Source organism: Candidatus Nanopelagicales bacterium (genome assembly GCA_018003655.1).
Lineage (GTDB): Bacteria > Actinomycetota > Actinomycetes > S36-B12 > UBA10799 > JAGNDY01.
Genome location: JAGNDY010000018.1, coordinates 1 through 15,721 on the forward strand (window position 1 = coordinate 1; position 15,721 = coordinate 15,721).

The following is a 15,721-nucleotide window of genomic DNA, read 5'->3' on the forward strand; positions in this document are numbered from 1 at the left end:
ACCGCGCCGGAATGAACTCCCCGAACGGGACCAGATGTCGCTTGACGTAGAACTCCCCCGGTCCGGTTTTCGGGTCCCAGACCAAGCCAATGTTCCACCGCTGATTCGGCTGGTTTTGGTCACGGGTAACCGCGCCGACCAGGATGGGCACGCCAATTGCCTCCGCAGCGATGCGTATCTGCTGGGCCGCATCCGGGGTGTTCAGCGGGTCGAGGTCGCTGGAGTTCTCCGGCCAGACGACCAATTCGGGCTGTGGCTTGATCCCGAGTCGAACCTGGCGGGCGAGTTCGATGGTTGCCTTGACATGGTTGTCGAGCACCGCACGGCGCTGACCGAGGGCGTCCAGACCGGTGCGCGGAACGCTGCCCTGAACTACGGCGACGATGGCCTCGGCGGGACCCGCGGCTGATTGGCCAGCAACCGGTCGAGGGATGACTGCTCCGGCGCACCAGATGCCGATCGCCAAGGCCGCGACGGCTGGGAGGAGAGCAACTGGCGGTTTGGGGGCTGCGTCCTGCGGCTTGGCGCGCAGCTTGTGCAGGGTCAGGGCGACCCAGCACAACATCGTGCCGGTGAGGGCGACGACAAATGTCACCAAGGGCGCACCGCCGACCGAGGCGTAGGCGACGTCGGGGGCATTCGCTTGGCTGAAGGCCAACCTGCCCCAGGGAAACCCGCCCCAAGGAACCCGATCGCGCAGCGACTCCTGCAACACCCACACGCAGCCGACCCACAGCGGCCAGAACGACAGGGCTCGCACGGCCCACATGCCGATGCCAACCAGCACGAACCACGCGGTCAAGAAGACCGAGAGCAATAGCCACGCGTCCGGCCCGAGCGTCACGAGCCACTGCAGCAGGACCAATGAAAATGTCAGGCCAGTGATCACGCTGTAGCCGATCGCCGCACGCAGGCTGGAGGTGACGATCACGGCGACAAAGGCCGCGATAGCGAGCGGAGCGAGCCATGGCAGTCCAATCGGCGGAAACGACATCACCAGCCCGACCCCGGCTACCAGGGCCAGCAAGGGTCGCCAAGCGACCTGCCACACCGTGCGAGAGGAAAGAACCGTCACCGTATCGCCGGCAAGCTGGTCTGGGGTCCAAGGATGAGTCCGGCGAACGTGGGCAGCTCGCGACCCGGGGTGAGGTCGGGCAGCGGTGGGGTGCCTGAACGTGGGTCAGTTGACCAAGCGGCCACCCTCTCGTCGGCCGTTTGCACGGCCAACTCCGGTGCCCGCCACAGCGCGATGCTCGCCCGAGCGCCGACGATAAGTTGGCCGCGATCAGGTCGGCCGAGTAATCGCCAGCCAGACCGGGTACAGGCTCCGAAAGCGGCGCGCGCCGAGACGCCTTCCGCCGCGCCGAAGACGGCCTGCCTGATCCACTCCCACGGGCTGGTCGTCGCGCCGAAAGATCCGATCGCAGTCGGGATCCCGGCGCGTGCCAACCGGGCAAGCGCCCCGGTGGCGACAGCGGTCGCTGGTAAGACGACCGACGTGCGGTCGGCCTGGAGTTGCTTCAGAGCGGAATCCTCTGTGTCGACCTCTGCATCGATGCGGTGGGGGTCGGTGGTCAGTTCCTGGTCGTCGGCGACCTCGCCGTCAATCCCGATCGTCACCAGGGAACTGCCGGGAGTACCGGAACTGGCCGCGGACAGGTACGACCCCGACGTCCGCGCTGCGTGGTCCGCCGCAGGTGCACGTCCGGGGAAGACCTGCGCGGCGGCGACCCCTCGGGGCAACGTCACTTGTTCCACCGAACCGATCGCGTGCGCATCGAAGAACGCCGGTGCGGCAAACAAACCGGTCCCGTCAATGATCCGGTCGGAATCCAGCAACTGCTGCGTGAGGCCGCCGTCATCGCCGATCCAGGCCACCTGGTCCCCGTCGATGATAATTGCCGTCGCGAATGGTGCCGTGGCCGAATAGACAGACGCAGACGTGAGTACGAGCCGTGCCCTGGTCTGCTCCACAGCCCTGATCCTGCCAGGATGCATGCATGCAGGTAGATGCCCTCCTAGCAATTGGGTCAGAGTCCGTCGCTGACGCGATGCTTGAGGTTGGCCTGCTGCTGCTCGGCCTCGGCATCCTGGCGCGCCTCGCGGCGACAGTCGGCCTCTCCCCCGTCCCCTTGTTCCTGATCGCGGGGCTGGCGTTCGGCGACGGCGGCATCGCACCGATCGGGGTCGACGAGCAGTTCCTGCAAGTCGCAGCAGAGATCGGCGCTGTGTTGTTGCTGCTACTGCTCGGTTTGGAGTACTCCGGCGAGGAACTCGTCGTCACCATCCGAGGTCAGTGGCGTGCTGGCATCGTCGACATCCTGTTGAACAGCCTGCCCGGCGTGATTTTCGGTCTAGTGATGGGGTGGGGTGCCCTCGGCGCGGTTGCCTTTGGCGGCATCACCTACATTTCAAGCTCCGGAATCGTTGCTCAAGTCGTCCGTGACCTGCAGTGGCGTCGTAAGGCAGAAGTGCCGGGTGTAATTGGGCTGCTCATTATTGAGGACATCGTGATGGCGCCCTATCTGCCCATCTTGACGGCGCTGGCGACAGGAGCTGGCGTCCTGACGGGTCTGATCAGTGTCGGGGTTGCACTTGGTGTGCTCGTGGTCGTGCTGCTGGTGTCCATGCATCGGATGCAGCTGGCAAACCGCTTGCTGGATGCCGAGCAGCCAGTCTCACTGCTGCTGACCTTGTTCGGCGCGGCCGTCGCCGTTGCCGGTCTGGCTGCCTTGACGGGCTTCTCCTCGGCGGTGGCGGCGTTCCTGGTGGGTCTGCTGTTCACCGGTGAGGTCGCCGACGTGGCCCGTCGGCGGCTCGCACCCTTACGAGATGTCTTTGCCGCGGTGTTCTTTGTGTTCTTCGGACTGAATACCGATCCCCGGCAGATCCCTGCTGTCCTCCCGATGGCACTGCTACTGGCTGTGATCGGTATCGGCACCAAACTGCTCACCGGCCGGTTGGTCGGTCGGGACGCCGGGGCAAGCCCGCGCGGCAAGTTGCGCGCCGGTGCGTTGCTCATCGCGCGCGGTGAGTTCAGCGTCGTGATCGCCGGGATTGTCGCGCTCTCGCCAATAGTGCCCGCGAATCTTCTTCCGTTGGCAACGACGTACGTGCTGATCACCGCGATCGCAGGGCCGCTCCTGGCGCGACTGGCCGAGCCGTGGGCAGATGGTGCCGAGCGCCGTCGTGCCAGCAGGCTTGCCCGAGTGTGATTGGTCGGCGCCAGTTGTCCGCCAGCTGAGTCACGTCCCGCGGGTCGCGCCGACCGATCGCTTCGGCACGCTCACCGCAGTAGCGAACGGCCGATCACGTGTCGCTGGATCTGATTGGTGCCCTCGACTATCTGAAGGACCTTCGCCTCGCGCATGTAGCGCTCGACCGGGAAGTCCTCCACGTAGCCGGCACCACCGAGGATCTGGACAGCGTCGGTGGTGACCTGCATGCACATGTCAGTGCTGAATAGCTTGGCCATTGCAGCTTGGGTCGAGAACGGAAGCCCGGCATCCTTGCGCCGGGCCGCCTGCAAGTAAAGGGCGCGGGCCGCCTCAATCGAGGTCGCCATATCCGCGAGCATGAAGCTGATTCCCTGGAAGTCACCGATCGACTGGCCAAACTGCTGGCGCGTCTTGGCGTAGGCCGCCGCCTCATTGAAGGCACTCTGCGCTAGGCCGACTGCACATGCTGAGATTCCCAGTCGACCCGCGTCCAGCGCGGCCATCGCGATCGCGAAGCCCTGTCCCGGCGTGCCGATCAGCCGGTCGTCGTCGACTTCTACGTCGTCGAGGATGACCTGTGCTGTGCGCGAGGCGCGCATCCCCATTTTGCGTTCCGGGGTACCTGAACTGACGCCCGCGGTATCTGCTGGCACCAGGAAGCAGCTGATGCCCTTGGCACCGGTCGCCTCGGTGCGTGCCATGACTGAGTAGAAGTCAGCAACGCCTCCGTGTGTGATCCACGCCTTTGTTCCGGTCAGGGAGTACCCGTCCTCAGTCTGGGTCGCGGCAGTACTGAGCGCAGCAGCGTCGGATCCGCTGTGCGGCTCGGACAAGCAGTACGCCCCAAGCAGGTCTCCGCCAACCATCTCCGGCAGCCAACGCTCCCGCTGAGCGACAGTGCCGAAAGTGGCCAGTGGATGGCAGGAGAGTGTATGAACACTCGTACCGAGCGCGATGGACAACCAGGCACTCGCGAGTTCCTCGATCACCTGCAGGTACACCACGTACGGCTGTTGTGCGCCCCCGAGTTCGCTGTCGTACGGCAGGCCGAGCAGTCCGAGTTTGCCAAGCATGCGGAAGGTCTCGCGAGGGAATTCCCCAGCGGACTCGGCCTCGCTGGCGGCCGGGGCCAGTTCATCGCGGGCGACTTGGGTGACCAACGCGAGTAACTCGCGCGACTCAGGTGTTGGCAGTTCGCGATCGATGCCCGCCGTGCTCATGATTGCTCCTCGGTCTCATTCCACGTTGATCTCGTTGGCGTTGTCGCTGATTTCTCGCGCGCATCCACGACGACCGCCTACTGATTCACCACGATCAGATCACGTGGACGCTGGTTGCACACCACCGGTCCATCCTCAGTGCAGACGACGATGTCCTCAATTCGTGCGCCCCACTTCCCGGGCCGGTAGAAGCCGGGTTCGATGCTGAACGCCATTCCTGCTTCCAGAGTTTGGGTATTTCCTGCCACGATGTAGGGCTCCTCGTGGGTTTCCAGGCCGATGCCGTGGCCGGTGCGATGGATGAACAGATCGCCCAGGCCGGCTTCGCGGAGGATGTCGCGGGCGACGGCGTCCAATGCTTCACAGGTGATCCCGGGGCTGGCAGCAGCGACGGCAGTTGCCTGCGCGCGCTGTAGGACGTTGTACTCGTCGACGAATTGCGGATCGGGTTCACCGATGCTGTATGTCCGAGTCGAGTCACTGCAGTAGCCATCGGCAGTCGTGCCACCGATGTCGACCACCACCGTGTCACCAAGTTCCAGCGCGCGGTCTGAGCAGGAGTGGTGCGGACTAGCGCCGTTGGGGCCACTGGCAACGATGACAAAGTCCACCGTCTCGTGTTGCTCACTAATCGCGTCGGCGATGTCGCGGCCGACCTGAGCCTCCGTGTGGCCCGCCCGTAGCCAGTCCGGAACTCTGGCATGGACCGCGTCGATCGCCGCACCTGCGGCCAGCAGAGCCGCCACTTCGGCTGGCGACTTGCGCATCCGCAACCCGGAGATCACCGGGCCAGCCACGACCTGCCTCGAACCCGGGATTGCGTCCGCGAGAGCGAGCGCTTTAACTGCCCACATGCGGTCGTCTACTGCCACGACCGCGGGGTGGCCGTCGAATCGGGAGGCGACCAAGGCGTACGGATCGTCGCCCTCATCCCAGCCGATGATGTCGATGCCCATGTGTGCGACCGGGCTCGCGGCCGCAGCCGCAACCTCAAGCCGCGGCGCCACGAGTTCACAATTCCCGTCGTTGTGAACGATCAGGCAGGTGAGTCGCTCGAGCGGGACGGCGTCGTAGCCGGTGAGGTAGCGCAGGTCGGGACCCGGGCTGACGAGCAGCGAATCGATTCCGCGGGCACGAGCACCGGCGGCGGCGCGCACGATCCGGTCGGTGTATTCGGCGGAGTCCGTCAACGATGTCACGTCAGCGAGCCTAGCCGGGAGCGGGCGGGCAGCAGCGCCCGTTTGGCACGTTCGGGTAGTCCCGGGTGGTTTGGCGCGCGAGGATGGGGCAATGAGTGAACGAGTGATGTTGTTGGACACGGCGTCGCTGTACTTCCGCGCGTTCTACGGAATACCCACCACTATCAAGGCGCCAGACGGGACCCCGGTTAACGCGTTGCGTGGGTTGCTCGATTTCATGTCCCGACTTGTGGTCACTCACCGACCAACCTCGCTCGTTGCCGCCTGGGACGACGACTGGCGACCCAAGTTCCGAGTCGATGCGGTCCCGTCATACAAGGCGCACCGAGTCGCAGAGGAGGACGAGGAGGAGGTGCCCGATGAGTTGGCACCGCAAGTCGACTTGATCATCGAGGTGCTTGACCTCATCGGCATTCCCCGGATCGGCGCGGCCGGGTTCGAGGCCGATGACGTCATTGCCACTCTGGCGACGCGAACAAGCGCGCCGGTGCTCATCGTCACCGGTGACCGTGACCTCTTCCAACTCATCGATGACTCCCAACCCATCAAGGTGCTCTACACCGCGGCCAAAGGTGTCCTCAATGCGGAGTTGATCGATGATGCGGCGGTGCGCGCTCGCTACGGCGTCGGCGCGGATCAGTACGCGGATTTTGCGCTCCTGCGTGGTGACCCGTCTGATGGGCTGCCAGGCGTTCGTGGCATCGGTGAGAAGACAGCTGCAAAGCTCATCGGCGAGTTCGGGTCTGTGTCGGCGCTGTTCGAGGCGGTGTCGGCTGGCAGCGCCGGTCTAACGCCGGCAATGACCAAGAAGCTGGCAGACGGAGTTGGTTACGTTGATCAGGCCGAGGCCGTCGTGCTGGTCGTGCGTGATATCGACCTGCCGCCGGTTTCGACCACATTGCCCGCTGCACCAGCCGATCCCGCTGGCCTAGCGCTGTTCGCCGACCAATGGGGCGTCGAATCGGCCGTTGAGCGATTGGCGGTTGCACTGGCTTGGTAGTCCTCGGCAGGGGTACGAGGGCGCGCCCCGGCCACTGGTCGTCAGATCCCGAGGCGACGTTGCAGCGGCGGACGAACAACCCCGGTTGCGCGGCGGTGATGTTTGCGTTGCCACCGCTTGACGGCCTTCTTGGTGATGGGCCCAAACCTGCCGGTGCGGTACTTCTTGGGCATCTTCAGTGCGCGCTGCAACCGCTTGACGACGGCACCCTTGCTACCGACCCGCAGAGTGTGGCGAACGGGGACTTTGGCGGCTACCGGTTTGATCGCGGCCGGTGCGTTGTTGCCGGCCAGTGACTGAGCCGTTCTCGCGTCAACAGCGCCCGTCACTGGCAAGCCGCGTGCCTGTTGATACGCCGCCACCTTGGTAGTCGTGGCTGCACCGTAGAAGCCGGTCGTCGGTGCGACCCCAACCTTGGCTTGTACATCAGTCACGGCAGCACCGCGGCTACCCTGCCACAGCAGCTTGTAACCGCGTAGAGAACTCGGAAGGGCCGCAGGAGAATTGCACCCCCGAGTGTTGGGAGTTGTCCAGCGTGGAGCTGGCTGGCCACTGAACGGTCGGCAGGGACCATAGTCCTGCGCTGCCACTCGGCCAGTCCAGAAGCTCGTGCGCTTGGTAGCGCCATTCCACGTGAAGGAGAAGTGGACATGGTCGGTGTGCGGGTTGGAGTTGTTCAATACGCGCCAGCCGTCGCCGGGCCGGTAAGCACCCCAGATCCGATGGTTGTAGCCGATGTACATGATGCCGAGACGGCGGGCGTTTGCACCACTGTTGGCGGTCAGCCACTGGAGCACGTTGGCTGCGGCCGTGAACGCCTTTGGGTTGTTGACGTCAACGTGCCAATCCCACGCTCGACCTTCGAGGTGCTCGCTGATTCCGTCGTCAGTGCAGTTACGGACCGAGCCCCAGTCCGTGCCGATCGGGTACTGGTCGAGCACGAGCTTCTTGAAGGCGGTGATCCCCGCCTTCTCACGCGGATCGCAGGAGGTTTGTGGAAGATACGCTGGCGCGGACTCGATGCGATCAGGTGCGGGCTTGCCCCCACGAATTCCAGTCGGCGAGCCCGGGACGGGATACGGCGGTTTGGGCGGAGCCGGAATCGTGAACTTCCCTCCCCCGGGCAACACACCTGACACGACTCGCTTCGTCGGGGTGGATTGGCTGAGTCCGTCTTTGATCGAATCAATGGCAGAGGCGCTCAGCTCCGGCATGGTGACGGGCACGGCAACCATGGCGGCTGCAATGCCCAGGGCGACCAACTTGCCACGCATGCTCATAATCTCGACACTTCGGGACGGTCGCCGGATGCCGGTTCACCCAGTTGGCCCAAGGGCCCACCCAGTTCGCCCCCTGTGACGCGGGCTTCCGTCGCAGGTGTCATACGACGGAAGTGTAGGCAACCACCCCTCGGCGAAGCTCCTCGGCGGCGCTGTGGGCCGCCCTGCGGACGCCAGGTTCGTCGGTCGTCTCGGCGATCTGCGCGAGCAGGTCGAGTAATTGTCGGCACCAGCGGACAAAGTCGCCCGGGGCAAGCTCGTTGTCCCGCAACACGGTATGCAGCGGCTTGCCACTGGCCCAACCCCACGCCGCGCTGCTGAATCCGGCATTGGGCTCGCGCACGAAGCTCAGGTGGTGTCGGGACTCGCGCTCGGCAAGCTCGTCGGCGATCTCTTCCTGTTCGGCCAGCGCCGCTCGCAGGGCCGGGCTCGGGGGAAGTCTTGGGGGCAGCGATGAATCGTCCGGCGCCCGGCTCTCGTAGACCAACGCCGCGCACGCACCGGCAAGCTCGGGTCCGTCTAGGCCAGTCCACACGCGAGAACGCAGGCATTCGGCGGCGAGCAAATCCTGGTCGGAGTAGAGCCGGGATAGCATCCTGCCCTCGTCGGTGACGATCGTTCGCCCATCCTTGCTTGCGAGGTAACCGAGTTCACTGAGCATGGCGCACACTCGATCAAACTGACGTGCGACGGTGTTGGTTCGCGATTCGACTCGGCGCCGCAACGCGACCGTCTCGCCCTCAAGGCGGTGGTACCGCTGGGCCCAACGGGCGTGGGCCTCGCGATCGGAACACCCGTGGCACGGATGAGCGCGCAGTTGCGCACGCAGACCCGCGATTTGCTCATCGGCCTCCTCCGTCGCATTGCCGGATCGTCGTGGGCGGCGGATCTCCAAGTTGGCGCTGTGCTCGCCGAGGGCACGGGCCAGATCTCGTCGCCAATTGGCGCTGCGGGAATTGAAGTTGCGGGGTACCTTCATGCGCGAAATCGTCTCGACGCCATTGGGCACGTCCACTGCGGAGATGCGCTTCACCCGACGATCGAGGGTGAGCACCCCGGGCCGCGCATCCTCGCCGAGGGCACTGGATTGCTCGACAACCAACGCGGGTCCAGCTCGGCGCCCAGTCGCGAGGACGATGATGTCGCCGAGCTTCAAGGCGGCCAATTCGCGCTGGGCGCTGGCTCGCCGTCGCGCCGCCCCATCTCGCGATTGGGCCTTCTCGCTATCGGCGACCTGCTGGCGCAGGGCGGCGTATTCGCTGAAGTCGCCCAGGTGGCATTCCATGGATTCGGCATAACCGGCAAGCGCTTGCTCGTGTTTGCGGATCTGGTTCGCCAAGCCGACGACCCCAGCGTCTGCCTGAAACTGCGCAAAGGACGTTTCGAGTAGCTCTCGGGCGGAGTTGCGACCCATCCTGCCCACCAGGTTGACCGCCATGTTGTAAGACGGGCGGAACGAGGATTTCAACGGATAGGTGCGCGTCGAGGCGAGTCCGGCCAGGTTCTTCGGGTCCAGGCCGGAGTGCCAGACGGTGACCGCGTGTCCCTCAACGTCGATGCCGCGGCGACCGGCCCGGCCCGTCAGCTGGGTGTACTCCCCGGGGGTGATGTCCGCGTGAGTCGAGCCGTTCCACTTGACCATGCGCTCAAGCACGACGCTGCGCGCGGGCATGTTGATTCCCAAAGCGAGCGTCTCTGTCGCGAAGACCGCCTTGATGAGTCCTTGACTGAAGAGTTCCTCGACTGTCTCCTTGAAGATCGGCAGCATGCCGGCGTGGTGGGCCGCCACTCCCCGTTCCAAGGCGTCCCGCCATTCGTAAAAGCCCAGCACGGACAAGTCGTCTGGGGGCACGTCGGCGCAACGCGCGTCGACGTACGCGCGGACCCGTTTGCGCTCGTGCTCGTCATTGAGCCGAACACCGGCACTGACGCATTGGTCGACCGCTTCCCCACAACCGCGCCGACTGAACACGAACACCAGGGCTGGCAGGAGTCCGGCCCGGTCGAGCTGGTGCAACATCGCGGCGCGGGGGATGTATCCACCCCGCCGAGGCCCACCAGCGCTGCGACCGGCGCCACCCCGGCCACCGCCCCGGCCACCGCGACCCCTGGGTCCGCTCGGTGCGCGGCCGAGCTTCGCGGCACGAGCGTCGTCCTGGGCCATCCGCAGCAGCACCGGGTTGACGTCAGTGGACACAGTCAGTTCGCTGCCCGCGTTGAATTCACCTGCCAACTCGGCGTCGCCCGCAAAGTTGTCGGTGGCGAACAGGTCGACCAGCGTGCGACCTGTCAGGACGTGCTGGTGCAACGGGATCGGTCGGCGTTCTTCGACCACAATCTCGGTGTCACCACGGACTTGCGACAGCCACGCGCCGAACTCCTCGGCGTTGCTGACCGTCGCGGAAAGCGCAGCGAGCTTCACGCGTTCGGGTAGGTGCAAAATCACCTCTTCCCAGACGGCGCCGCGTTGCCGGTCGGCCAGGTAGTGCACCTCATCCATGACGACGTGAGACAGCGCATCGATCGCCGTGGATCCCTCGTACAACATGTTGCGTAGGACCTCAGTGGTCATGACAACGATGCTGGCATCACCGTTGATCACGGTGTCGCCAGTGAGTAGGCCTACGTTCGCCTTGCCGTAGCGGTCAGCCAGATCCCGATACTTCTGGTTGCTCAATGCTTTGATCGGGGTGGTGTAGAAGGCGCGCTTGCCGCGGGTGAGAGCCAGGTGCAGCGCGAACTCGCCGACGACCGTCTTGCCGCTGCCGGTGGGCGCAGCAACGAGGACGCTCGACCCGCCCTCCAACACGCGGCAGGCGACGAGCTGAAAGGCATCGAGTTCGAAGGGCATTTCCGCGCGGAACTGTGTCAGCGCAGATCCGGCCTCGCGGGTTCGTAGCGCGGAGGCCGCGAACTGATCAGCGGGGGTGGTCATCGAATCCCACTTGAGTCGATTACGACCTGGGTCATGGATTCGACCCTACTCTCAGTGCATGGACGCGAAGACGTTCAGCGATTGCGGCCGCACTTCGATCTGGGCGGGGACTGGGCCCACGCGCTCGCCGTCGGCGTAGACGATTTGACCAGGAGCATCGATCGTGGCGGTCTTGACCAAGTGCTGGGTGACAAAGTCGTGTTTGGCATGAGTTCCCTTGAATACGCCCGGGAATGCCCGCAGGAAGGTCAACTTGGACACCGCGCCGAGCACGGTGACGTCAAGCAACCCGTCATCGACCAACGCTCCGAAACAGACCTTCATCCCGCCGCCGTAGGAGATCCCATTACCAATCGCAACCAGCATCGCGGATTCGTTGATGACCTCACCGTCCAGGGTCATCGTGAAGGGCAGTGGCTTGAACACACTCAGCTCCGCGACGATGGCAGTCAGGTATCGGGCTTGCCCATGGGGCCACGTCATCTTGTTCGCGCGTTCGTTCACTTCCGAATCGAACCCGACGGACAGCACGCCAAGGTAGTAGCGCGCCACGCCATCGGCGGTGTCGACGTGGCCGAGGTCGATCGTTCGCGTCCTGTTGTCAGCAATGACGTCGGCGGCAGCGGCAACGTCGTTCAACGGCAGCCCTAGGGTGCGAGCGTTGTCGTCGCCCGTACCCACCGGGATGATCCCCAACGGGATATCCGTGCCCGCGACGGCCTGGACGGCTAAGTGAACGGTGCCGTCTCCCCCGCAAGCGACCAAACCGTCGGCACCCTCACGCACGGCGATCTCGGCGAGAGCGAGCGACTCCTCGGCACTGCCACCAATGACCTCGGTGACGGTCAATCCCCGCTCACGCAGCCGACGTGCGGCAATAGGTGCGTTCTTGGCTCCCCGTCCCCTGCCTGACGTCGGATTGATCAGCATCGCGATATTGCGTTGGCTCATGAAGGGTCAACCTATCCCGCGAACGCGTTTCACTCCACCTTCCGCGCCGAAAGACCCCGCAGGTGCCTTTTTCTACAGCGGCGAGGTCTCGTCGTCGGCCCAGGTGGTGTAGTCGGGGTCGTTGGCCTTGTTCCTGGCGCGGCGTCGATCGTTGGCGAAGCAGAACACCAGGGAGGCACCCACCAGGATCAGAATCGGGGTTGCCAACAGCATCAAGTTGATCGGATCGGCCGTTGGCGTCGCGATCGCGGCGAACAGGAAAACCCCGAAGATGATGAAGCGCCACCACGAAGCCAGCTTCTTGCCGGTCAAGATGCCGAACATGTTGAGCGCAACAAGCAGCAATGGAGTCAGGAAGCCAACACCGAAGACCAACACCATTCTGGTGAAGAACGACAGGTACGTGTCGACTGGTAGGAAGTTCGCGACGGTATCGGGAGTGAAGTTGAACAAGATGTTGAGCGCGCCGGGCAGTAGGAAGTAGGCCAGTGCGACGCCACCCAGGAACAGAGGCGCGGCCAACAATACGAACGCGAACGCGTAGCGCCGCTCGTGTTTGTGTAGGCCGGGAGTAATGAATCGCCAGAGTTGATAGATCCATACCGGCGACGCGAGAATCACACCGGTCATCGTCGCCACTTTGATCTGTAATGTGAACGCGCCGGCGACATCGGTGATCGTCAGGGTGACGTCGCGGCCCTGCGCGCGAGCCTGGTCAACCACCTCGTTGATTGGCCTGGCCAGGATGTCGAAGATCTGTTTGTAGTAGATCCAGCCGATAACCGACCCGATGATGATCGCCAGCGCACTCTTCAGTACGCGACTACGCAATTCCCGCAGGTGGTCAGGCAGGCTCATCGCGCCATTTCCGCGCGGAGTCCGTCCCTCTCCCGGCGGCGAGGAGCTAGCTCCAGTCCCTGTAGTGACAGTCACGTTGTGGACCTGCCGGGTGGGCTAGGAGCTAGTACCGGGGCGGTTTGAATCACCCGGTGCCTGAGGTGCGGCTGCCGGCTGCGGGTCCTTCGTTTCGGTCGAACCAGTCGGTGCCGGAGCGGTCTGCGTGGTCGTAACCTCCGGCGTCCCAGAAAGTGTCGAGGGTGACTCGTCGGGATTGCCCCCGTCGCCCTTCTCGTCATCTACCAGGCCTTTGGTCTCGGCCTTGAAGATCCGCAGCGAGCGACCGATGCCGCGAGCGGCGTCAGGAAGCTTCTTGAAGCCGCCGAACAAGAGCAGGGCTAGTAGCAGGATGATGATCCATTCCCAGCCGCGGAAGTTTGACATGTTTGTCAGCATAACCCCGCAGGCGGCGGTGTTGAACATCCAACGCCACGAATCCCGATTCCGGTTGCTGCCTTCCTGTGGTTCGCCGGAAGGAGCGACTCGATTGAATCGCCCGGCTCAGGTGCCCGGTGCGGGCTCGAAGTCGCCGGCCACCAAGTCGTGGCCGTCCAACCAGAGCGCAAAGTCGAGGACATCGTCGTAGCTGAATGGTGGACCGGTGTGCCCCTCCAGGGCTTCGGCCGGGACCCGGTCGATGACGACGCCTGCGCTCGACAGCAGGGCGACGACCTCCTCGTCGGCAGGCTTCTCCACCTGATCGTGACATTCGGTGCAACGGAACGTGTAGGTGGCCCAACCGGCGGACTCGGCAACGGTGAGTCGCACATCAATTGGAGTCAGGTCAACGTCGCCACACACGGGACAAGTGGCCTTGATCGTCGTCATGTCCGTCGCCTCCATCGCCTCGTGACTACCGAAGCGGTCAGCCGCTGTGGTGTCAACCTCGCTAGGAGCGTGGCAAAGCAGGGTCGGAGTTTCACGCTGAGTTGGTCCGATGGGCATATGGAGATCAAATATCACTCTGCGTACACATCTCGCGGGGGGTTTTGTCCCTTTGAGATAGCCAGGACGCTGGCCCGCAGCGCTACGAATCAGGTTGAATACTTGTCCTGCGCCTTGCTGGCGACGTCGCGGACCTGGTGGGCGAGACCGGTCGGCTCGGCAATCCGCAGTCGGCCACCAAAGCTCAGTGCGGCCCGGATCAGCCACTGCTCAGAGGCAACGGGGATTCGAACGGCCACGGAACCATCAGGCAGGGTGATTCGGGCAGTGACCGTGTCCTGATCGGCCCACCAGGCGATGCTTGGTGCAAGTACTACCGTCGCCCGGGGGCCCTGCGGCCGCACGGAAGTCAGCAGCTGTGTTGCCGAATCCGGTACGACCGCGTCCTCGGCCAGTTCCCTGACCGACTCGATGTGGTCGACGCGGAACAGCCGCACCGCTTCTGCGCGTCGGCACCAACCCTGCAGGTAAGCGTGGCCATTGGCTGTCAGCATGCCGATGGGATCGACGGTGCGCTTAGTGAAGTCGTCGCGGCTGGCGTTTCGGTAGATGAAATACACCGCGTGACCGGCGGTGAGGGCAGTTTCCAATGTGCTCGAGGTCGCAATGTCCTCGGCTGTCTGCTGCGAAATCGGAGACCCCAGCGCCACGTGGCTCGTTAGCGAAGTGAACTCGCCTGCCGCGGCCTCGACCTTGGCGATCGCGCTTGCCAGGTCTGGGTTGTCGTGGGAGCCAGGCAACTGCCCGAGCATTCGCAATCCGAGCAACAGCGATACGGCCTCAAGGGACGTGAGGCGTAGGGGTTGGGCGATTCCCTGCGGATCGTGGACGACCAGACCACGTGACCAGATGTCGATGTCCAGGCAGAAGTTGTTGATGCCGAACTCCGTGCAGACCGCCAGGCTGAGGTCGGCGCGCAACTGTTCTGGCGTGGTCTCAAACCGCGCTGACGCTTGCTCGTAGGTCGCGCCGCCATGGGCAATAAGCCACGGCACCAGGGCCAGGACGCGAGACAGCTGCGCCGACGCGACGTCCGGTGCCCTCCGGGTCGCCTTCTTTGCAGCTTCTGCAAGTTTCTCTTGCTGTTCAGTGGTCAGTTCAACGGGTGGTTGTGTTGCCAGTCGTGTGAGGGCGGCTTGCACGTCGCGGCGCAGCGAGGCCGGCTCCAGGACTTGGGCGTATTCCCCCGCCGCGAGAGTCGCCTCGGCGACCTTGGCAGGGTCAGCACCTTCGATTCGGGCTGTGGTCGCTTGAGCATCACATCCGATCAAGTCCCGCAACGCGACCGCATGGCCGGCAACCATGGCAACGGTGACATCGACGGTCTCGGCAGGCGGAAAAGTGGACCTGACCTGTTCCTGCAGGTCGACATCGTCGGGAATTTGGTAGGAGTCTCTCGCGTCGGAAACCTTGACCGCGCCGATGACCCTGGAGAGCCGAAACGCGCGTGTTGCTTGACGTTGAGTGTCGAACCCCACCAGGTACCACTGGCCACGACTGGTGACGACCCCCCAAGGCTGAACGTGGCGAGTGCTCGGCTGCGGCTCGCCGGCCTTCTGGTAGGCGAAGCGCACCGCACGTAGGTCAGACACGGCGTCGAGGAGGTCCGAAACCAGCACGGAGTTGACCTTGACCGATACCGCCATGGCTGCGGTGTCATCACTGGAGAACTCGCCAACGAGCTCAAGTTTTCGCAACGCGGTGACGGCCCCGTGACCCCAGGAGGCCTCCCCCCACATGCGCGAGGCCATTGCCAGGACGATCCGCTCGCCAGCGGTGATCTCGATCGGCTGGAGGTAAGCCTGTGCCCGCTCGACCCGGTAGCCGGTCCCCTCCGTGGAGTCGAGGTCAACGGACTCAATGGGGATGCCCATCGACCGCAGTTCGCTCTTGTCCCGCTCGAACATTCGCTCAAAGGCTTCTTGGTTGGCGTCGGCGGGATAGTCGCGGACGGCCGTGCGGATCTCTGAGCGGGTGAGTGCTCTGCTCGCATTGAGCAGAGCCAGTGACAACGCGAGCAAGCGTTCGGTCTTGGACTTGGACACAACGAGCCTCCGTTCCCGGTGCCGGTTAGTT

13 protein-coding genes are annotated in these 15,721 nt (G+C 64.3%); 2 read left to right on the top strand and 11 right to left on the bottom strand.

All coding sequences use genetic code 11. From position 1 onward, the window contains the following. Together lnt and KAZ48_04525 are read right to left on the bottom strand one after the other, a co-directional pair. A partial coding sequence (lnt, locus tag KAZ48_04520) for an apolipoprotein N-acyltransferase (GenBank protein MBP7972042.1) occupies positions 1-1,075 on the bottom strand: 1,075 nt, incomplete at its 3' end. Then, positions 1,072-1,974, bottom strand: coding sequence for an amidohydrolase family protein (locus KAZ48_04525; GenBank protein ID MBP7972043.1), 903 nt, complete (start codon positions 1,972-1,974; stop codon positions 1,072-1,074). The genes KAZ48_04525 and lnt, both read right to left, overlap by 4 nt. A 26-nt stretch (positions 1,975-2,000) precedes the next feature. Here KAZ48_04525 and KAZ48_04530 point away from each other — a divergent pair, with 26 nt between their 5' ends. Then, positions 2,001-3,215 carry a cation:proton antiporter gene (locus KAZ48_04530; protein ID MBP7972044.1) on the top strand — a complete coding sequence of 405 codons (1,215 nt, stop codon included), beginning with the start codon at positions 2,001-2,003 and terminating at the stop codon, positions 3,213-3,215. 71 nt (positions 3,216-3,286) lie between these two features. Here KAZ48_04530 and KAZ48_04535 read toward each other — a convergent pair whose 3' ends face one another. Both KAZ48_04535 and KAZ48_04540 read right to left on the bottom strand, forming a co-directional pair. Then, entirely contained in the window at positions 3,287-4,438 is a 1,152-nt protein-coding gene (locus KAZ48_04535; protein MBP7972045.1) for an acyl-CoA dehydrogenase family protein, read from the bottom strand. Positions 4,439-4,515: 77 nt separating this feature from the next. Next, a complete protein-coding gene (locus KAZ48_04540; GenBank protein MBP7972046.1) occupies positions 4,516-5,637 on the bottom strand; it encodes an aminopeptidase P family protein in 1,122 nt (373 codons plus the stop codon). A gap of 106 nt (positions 5,638-5,743) precedes the next feature. Between KAZ48_04540 and KAZ48_04545 the strand changes: the two genes are divergently transcribed. After that, entirely contained in the window at positions 5,744-6,637 is an 894-nt protein-coding gene (locus tag KAZ48_04545; protein MBP7972047.1) for a 5'-3' exonuclease, read from the top strand. Between the two features lie 41 nt (positions 6,638-6,678). Here the strand turns inward: KAZ48_04545 and KAZ48_04550 are convergent, their stop codons facing one another. From KAZ48_04550 to KAZ48_04580, 7 genes are all read right to left on the bottom strand, one after another. Continuing rightward, positions 6,679-7,911 (bottom strand): peptidoglycan-binding protein, encoded by a 1,233-nt coding sequence (locus tag KAZ48_04550; protein MBP7972048.1) that lies wholly within the window; start codon positions 7,909-7,911, stop codon positions 6,679-6,681. A 106-nt stretch (positions 7,912-8,017) separates the two neighbouring features. Further along, the gene (locus KAZ48_04555) at positions 8,018-10,852 is read right to left on the bottom strand and encodes a DEAD/DEAH box helicase (protein ID MBP7972049.1); all 2,835 of its coding nucleotides are present in this window, start codon (positions 10,850-10,852) and stop codon (positions 8,018-8,020) included. Between the two features lie 51 nt (positions 10,853-10,903). Then, on the bottom strand, positions 10,904-11,803 hold the full coding sequence (locus KAZ48_04560; GenBank protein ID MBP7972050.1) for a diacylglycerol kinase: 900 nt from the start codon (positions 11,801-11,803) through the stop codon (positions 10,904-10,906). Positions 11,804-11,875: 72 nt separating this feature from the next. Beyond that, complete coding sequence (gene tatC / locus KAZ48_04565; GenBank protein ID MBP7972051.1) at positions 11,876-12,661, bottom strand: twin-arginine translocase subunit TatC; 786 nt, start codon at positions 12,659-12,661, stop codon at positions 11,876-11,878. 96 nt (positions 12,662-12,757) lie between these two features. Beyond that, positions 12,758-13,084 carry a Sec-independent protein translocase subunit TatA gene (tatA, locus tag KAZ48_04570; GenBank protein ID MBP7972052.1) on the bottom strand — a complete coding sequence of 109 codons (327 nt, stop codon included), beginning with the start codon at positions 13,082-13,084 and terminating at the stop codon, positions 12,758-12,760. 117 nt (positions 13,085-13,201) lie between these two features. Further along, positions 13,202-13,645, bottom strand: a complete 444-nt coding sequence (locus KAZ48_04575) for a hypothetical protein (protein MBP7972053.1) — start codon at positions 13,643-13,645, stop codon at positions 13,202-13,204. Between the two features lie 89 nt (positions 13,646-13,734). Next, a complete protein-coding gene (locus KAZ48_04580; GenBank protein ID MBP7972054.1) occupies positions 13,735-15,690 on the bottom strand; it encodes a WYL domain-containing protein in 1,956 nt (651 codons plus the stop codon). Positions 15,691-15,721: the final 31 nt, after the last annotated feature.

Excerpts from the sequence above, each read along its gene's own strand:
- KAZ48_04530 (MBP7972044.1), top strand. The coding sequence starts at position 2,001 with ATGCAGGTAGATGCCCTCCTAGCAATTGGGTCAGAGTCCGTCGCTGAC.
- KAZ48_04535 (MBP7972045.1), bottom strand. The coding sequence starts at position 4,438 with ATGAGCACGGCGGGCATCGATCGCGAACTGCCAACACCTGAGTCGCGC.
- KAZ48_04545 (MBP7972047.1), top strand. The coding sequence starts at position 5,744 with ATGTTGTTGGACACGGCGTCGCTGTACTTCCGCGCGTTCTACGGAATA.
- KAZ48_04550 (MBP7972048.1), bottom strand. The coding sequence starts at position 7,911 with ATGCGTGGCAAGTTGGTCGCCCTGGGCATTGCAGCCGCCATGGTTGCC.
- KAZ48_04555 (MBP7972049.1), bottom strand. The coding sequence starts at position 10,852 with ATGACCACCCCCGCTGATCAGTTCGCGGCCTCCGCGCTACGAACCCGC.
- KAZ48_04560 (MBP7972050.1), bottom strand. The coding sequence starts at position 11,803 with ATGAGCCAACGCAATATCGCGATGCTGATCAATCCGACGTCAGGCAGG.
- tatC (MBP7972051.1), bottom strand. The coding sequence starts at position 12,661 with ATGAGCCTGCCTGACCACCTGCGGGAATTGCGTAGTCGCGTACTGAAG.
- tatA (MBP7972052.1), bottom strand. The coding sequence starts at position 13,084 with ATGTCAAACTTCCGCGGCTGGGAATGGATCATCATCCTGCTACTAGCC.
- KAZ48_04575 (MBP7972053.1), bottom strand. The coding sequence starts at position 13,645 with ATGCCCATCGGACCAACTCAGCGTGAAACTCCGACCCTGCTTTGCCAC.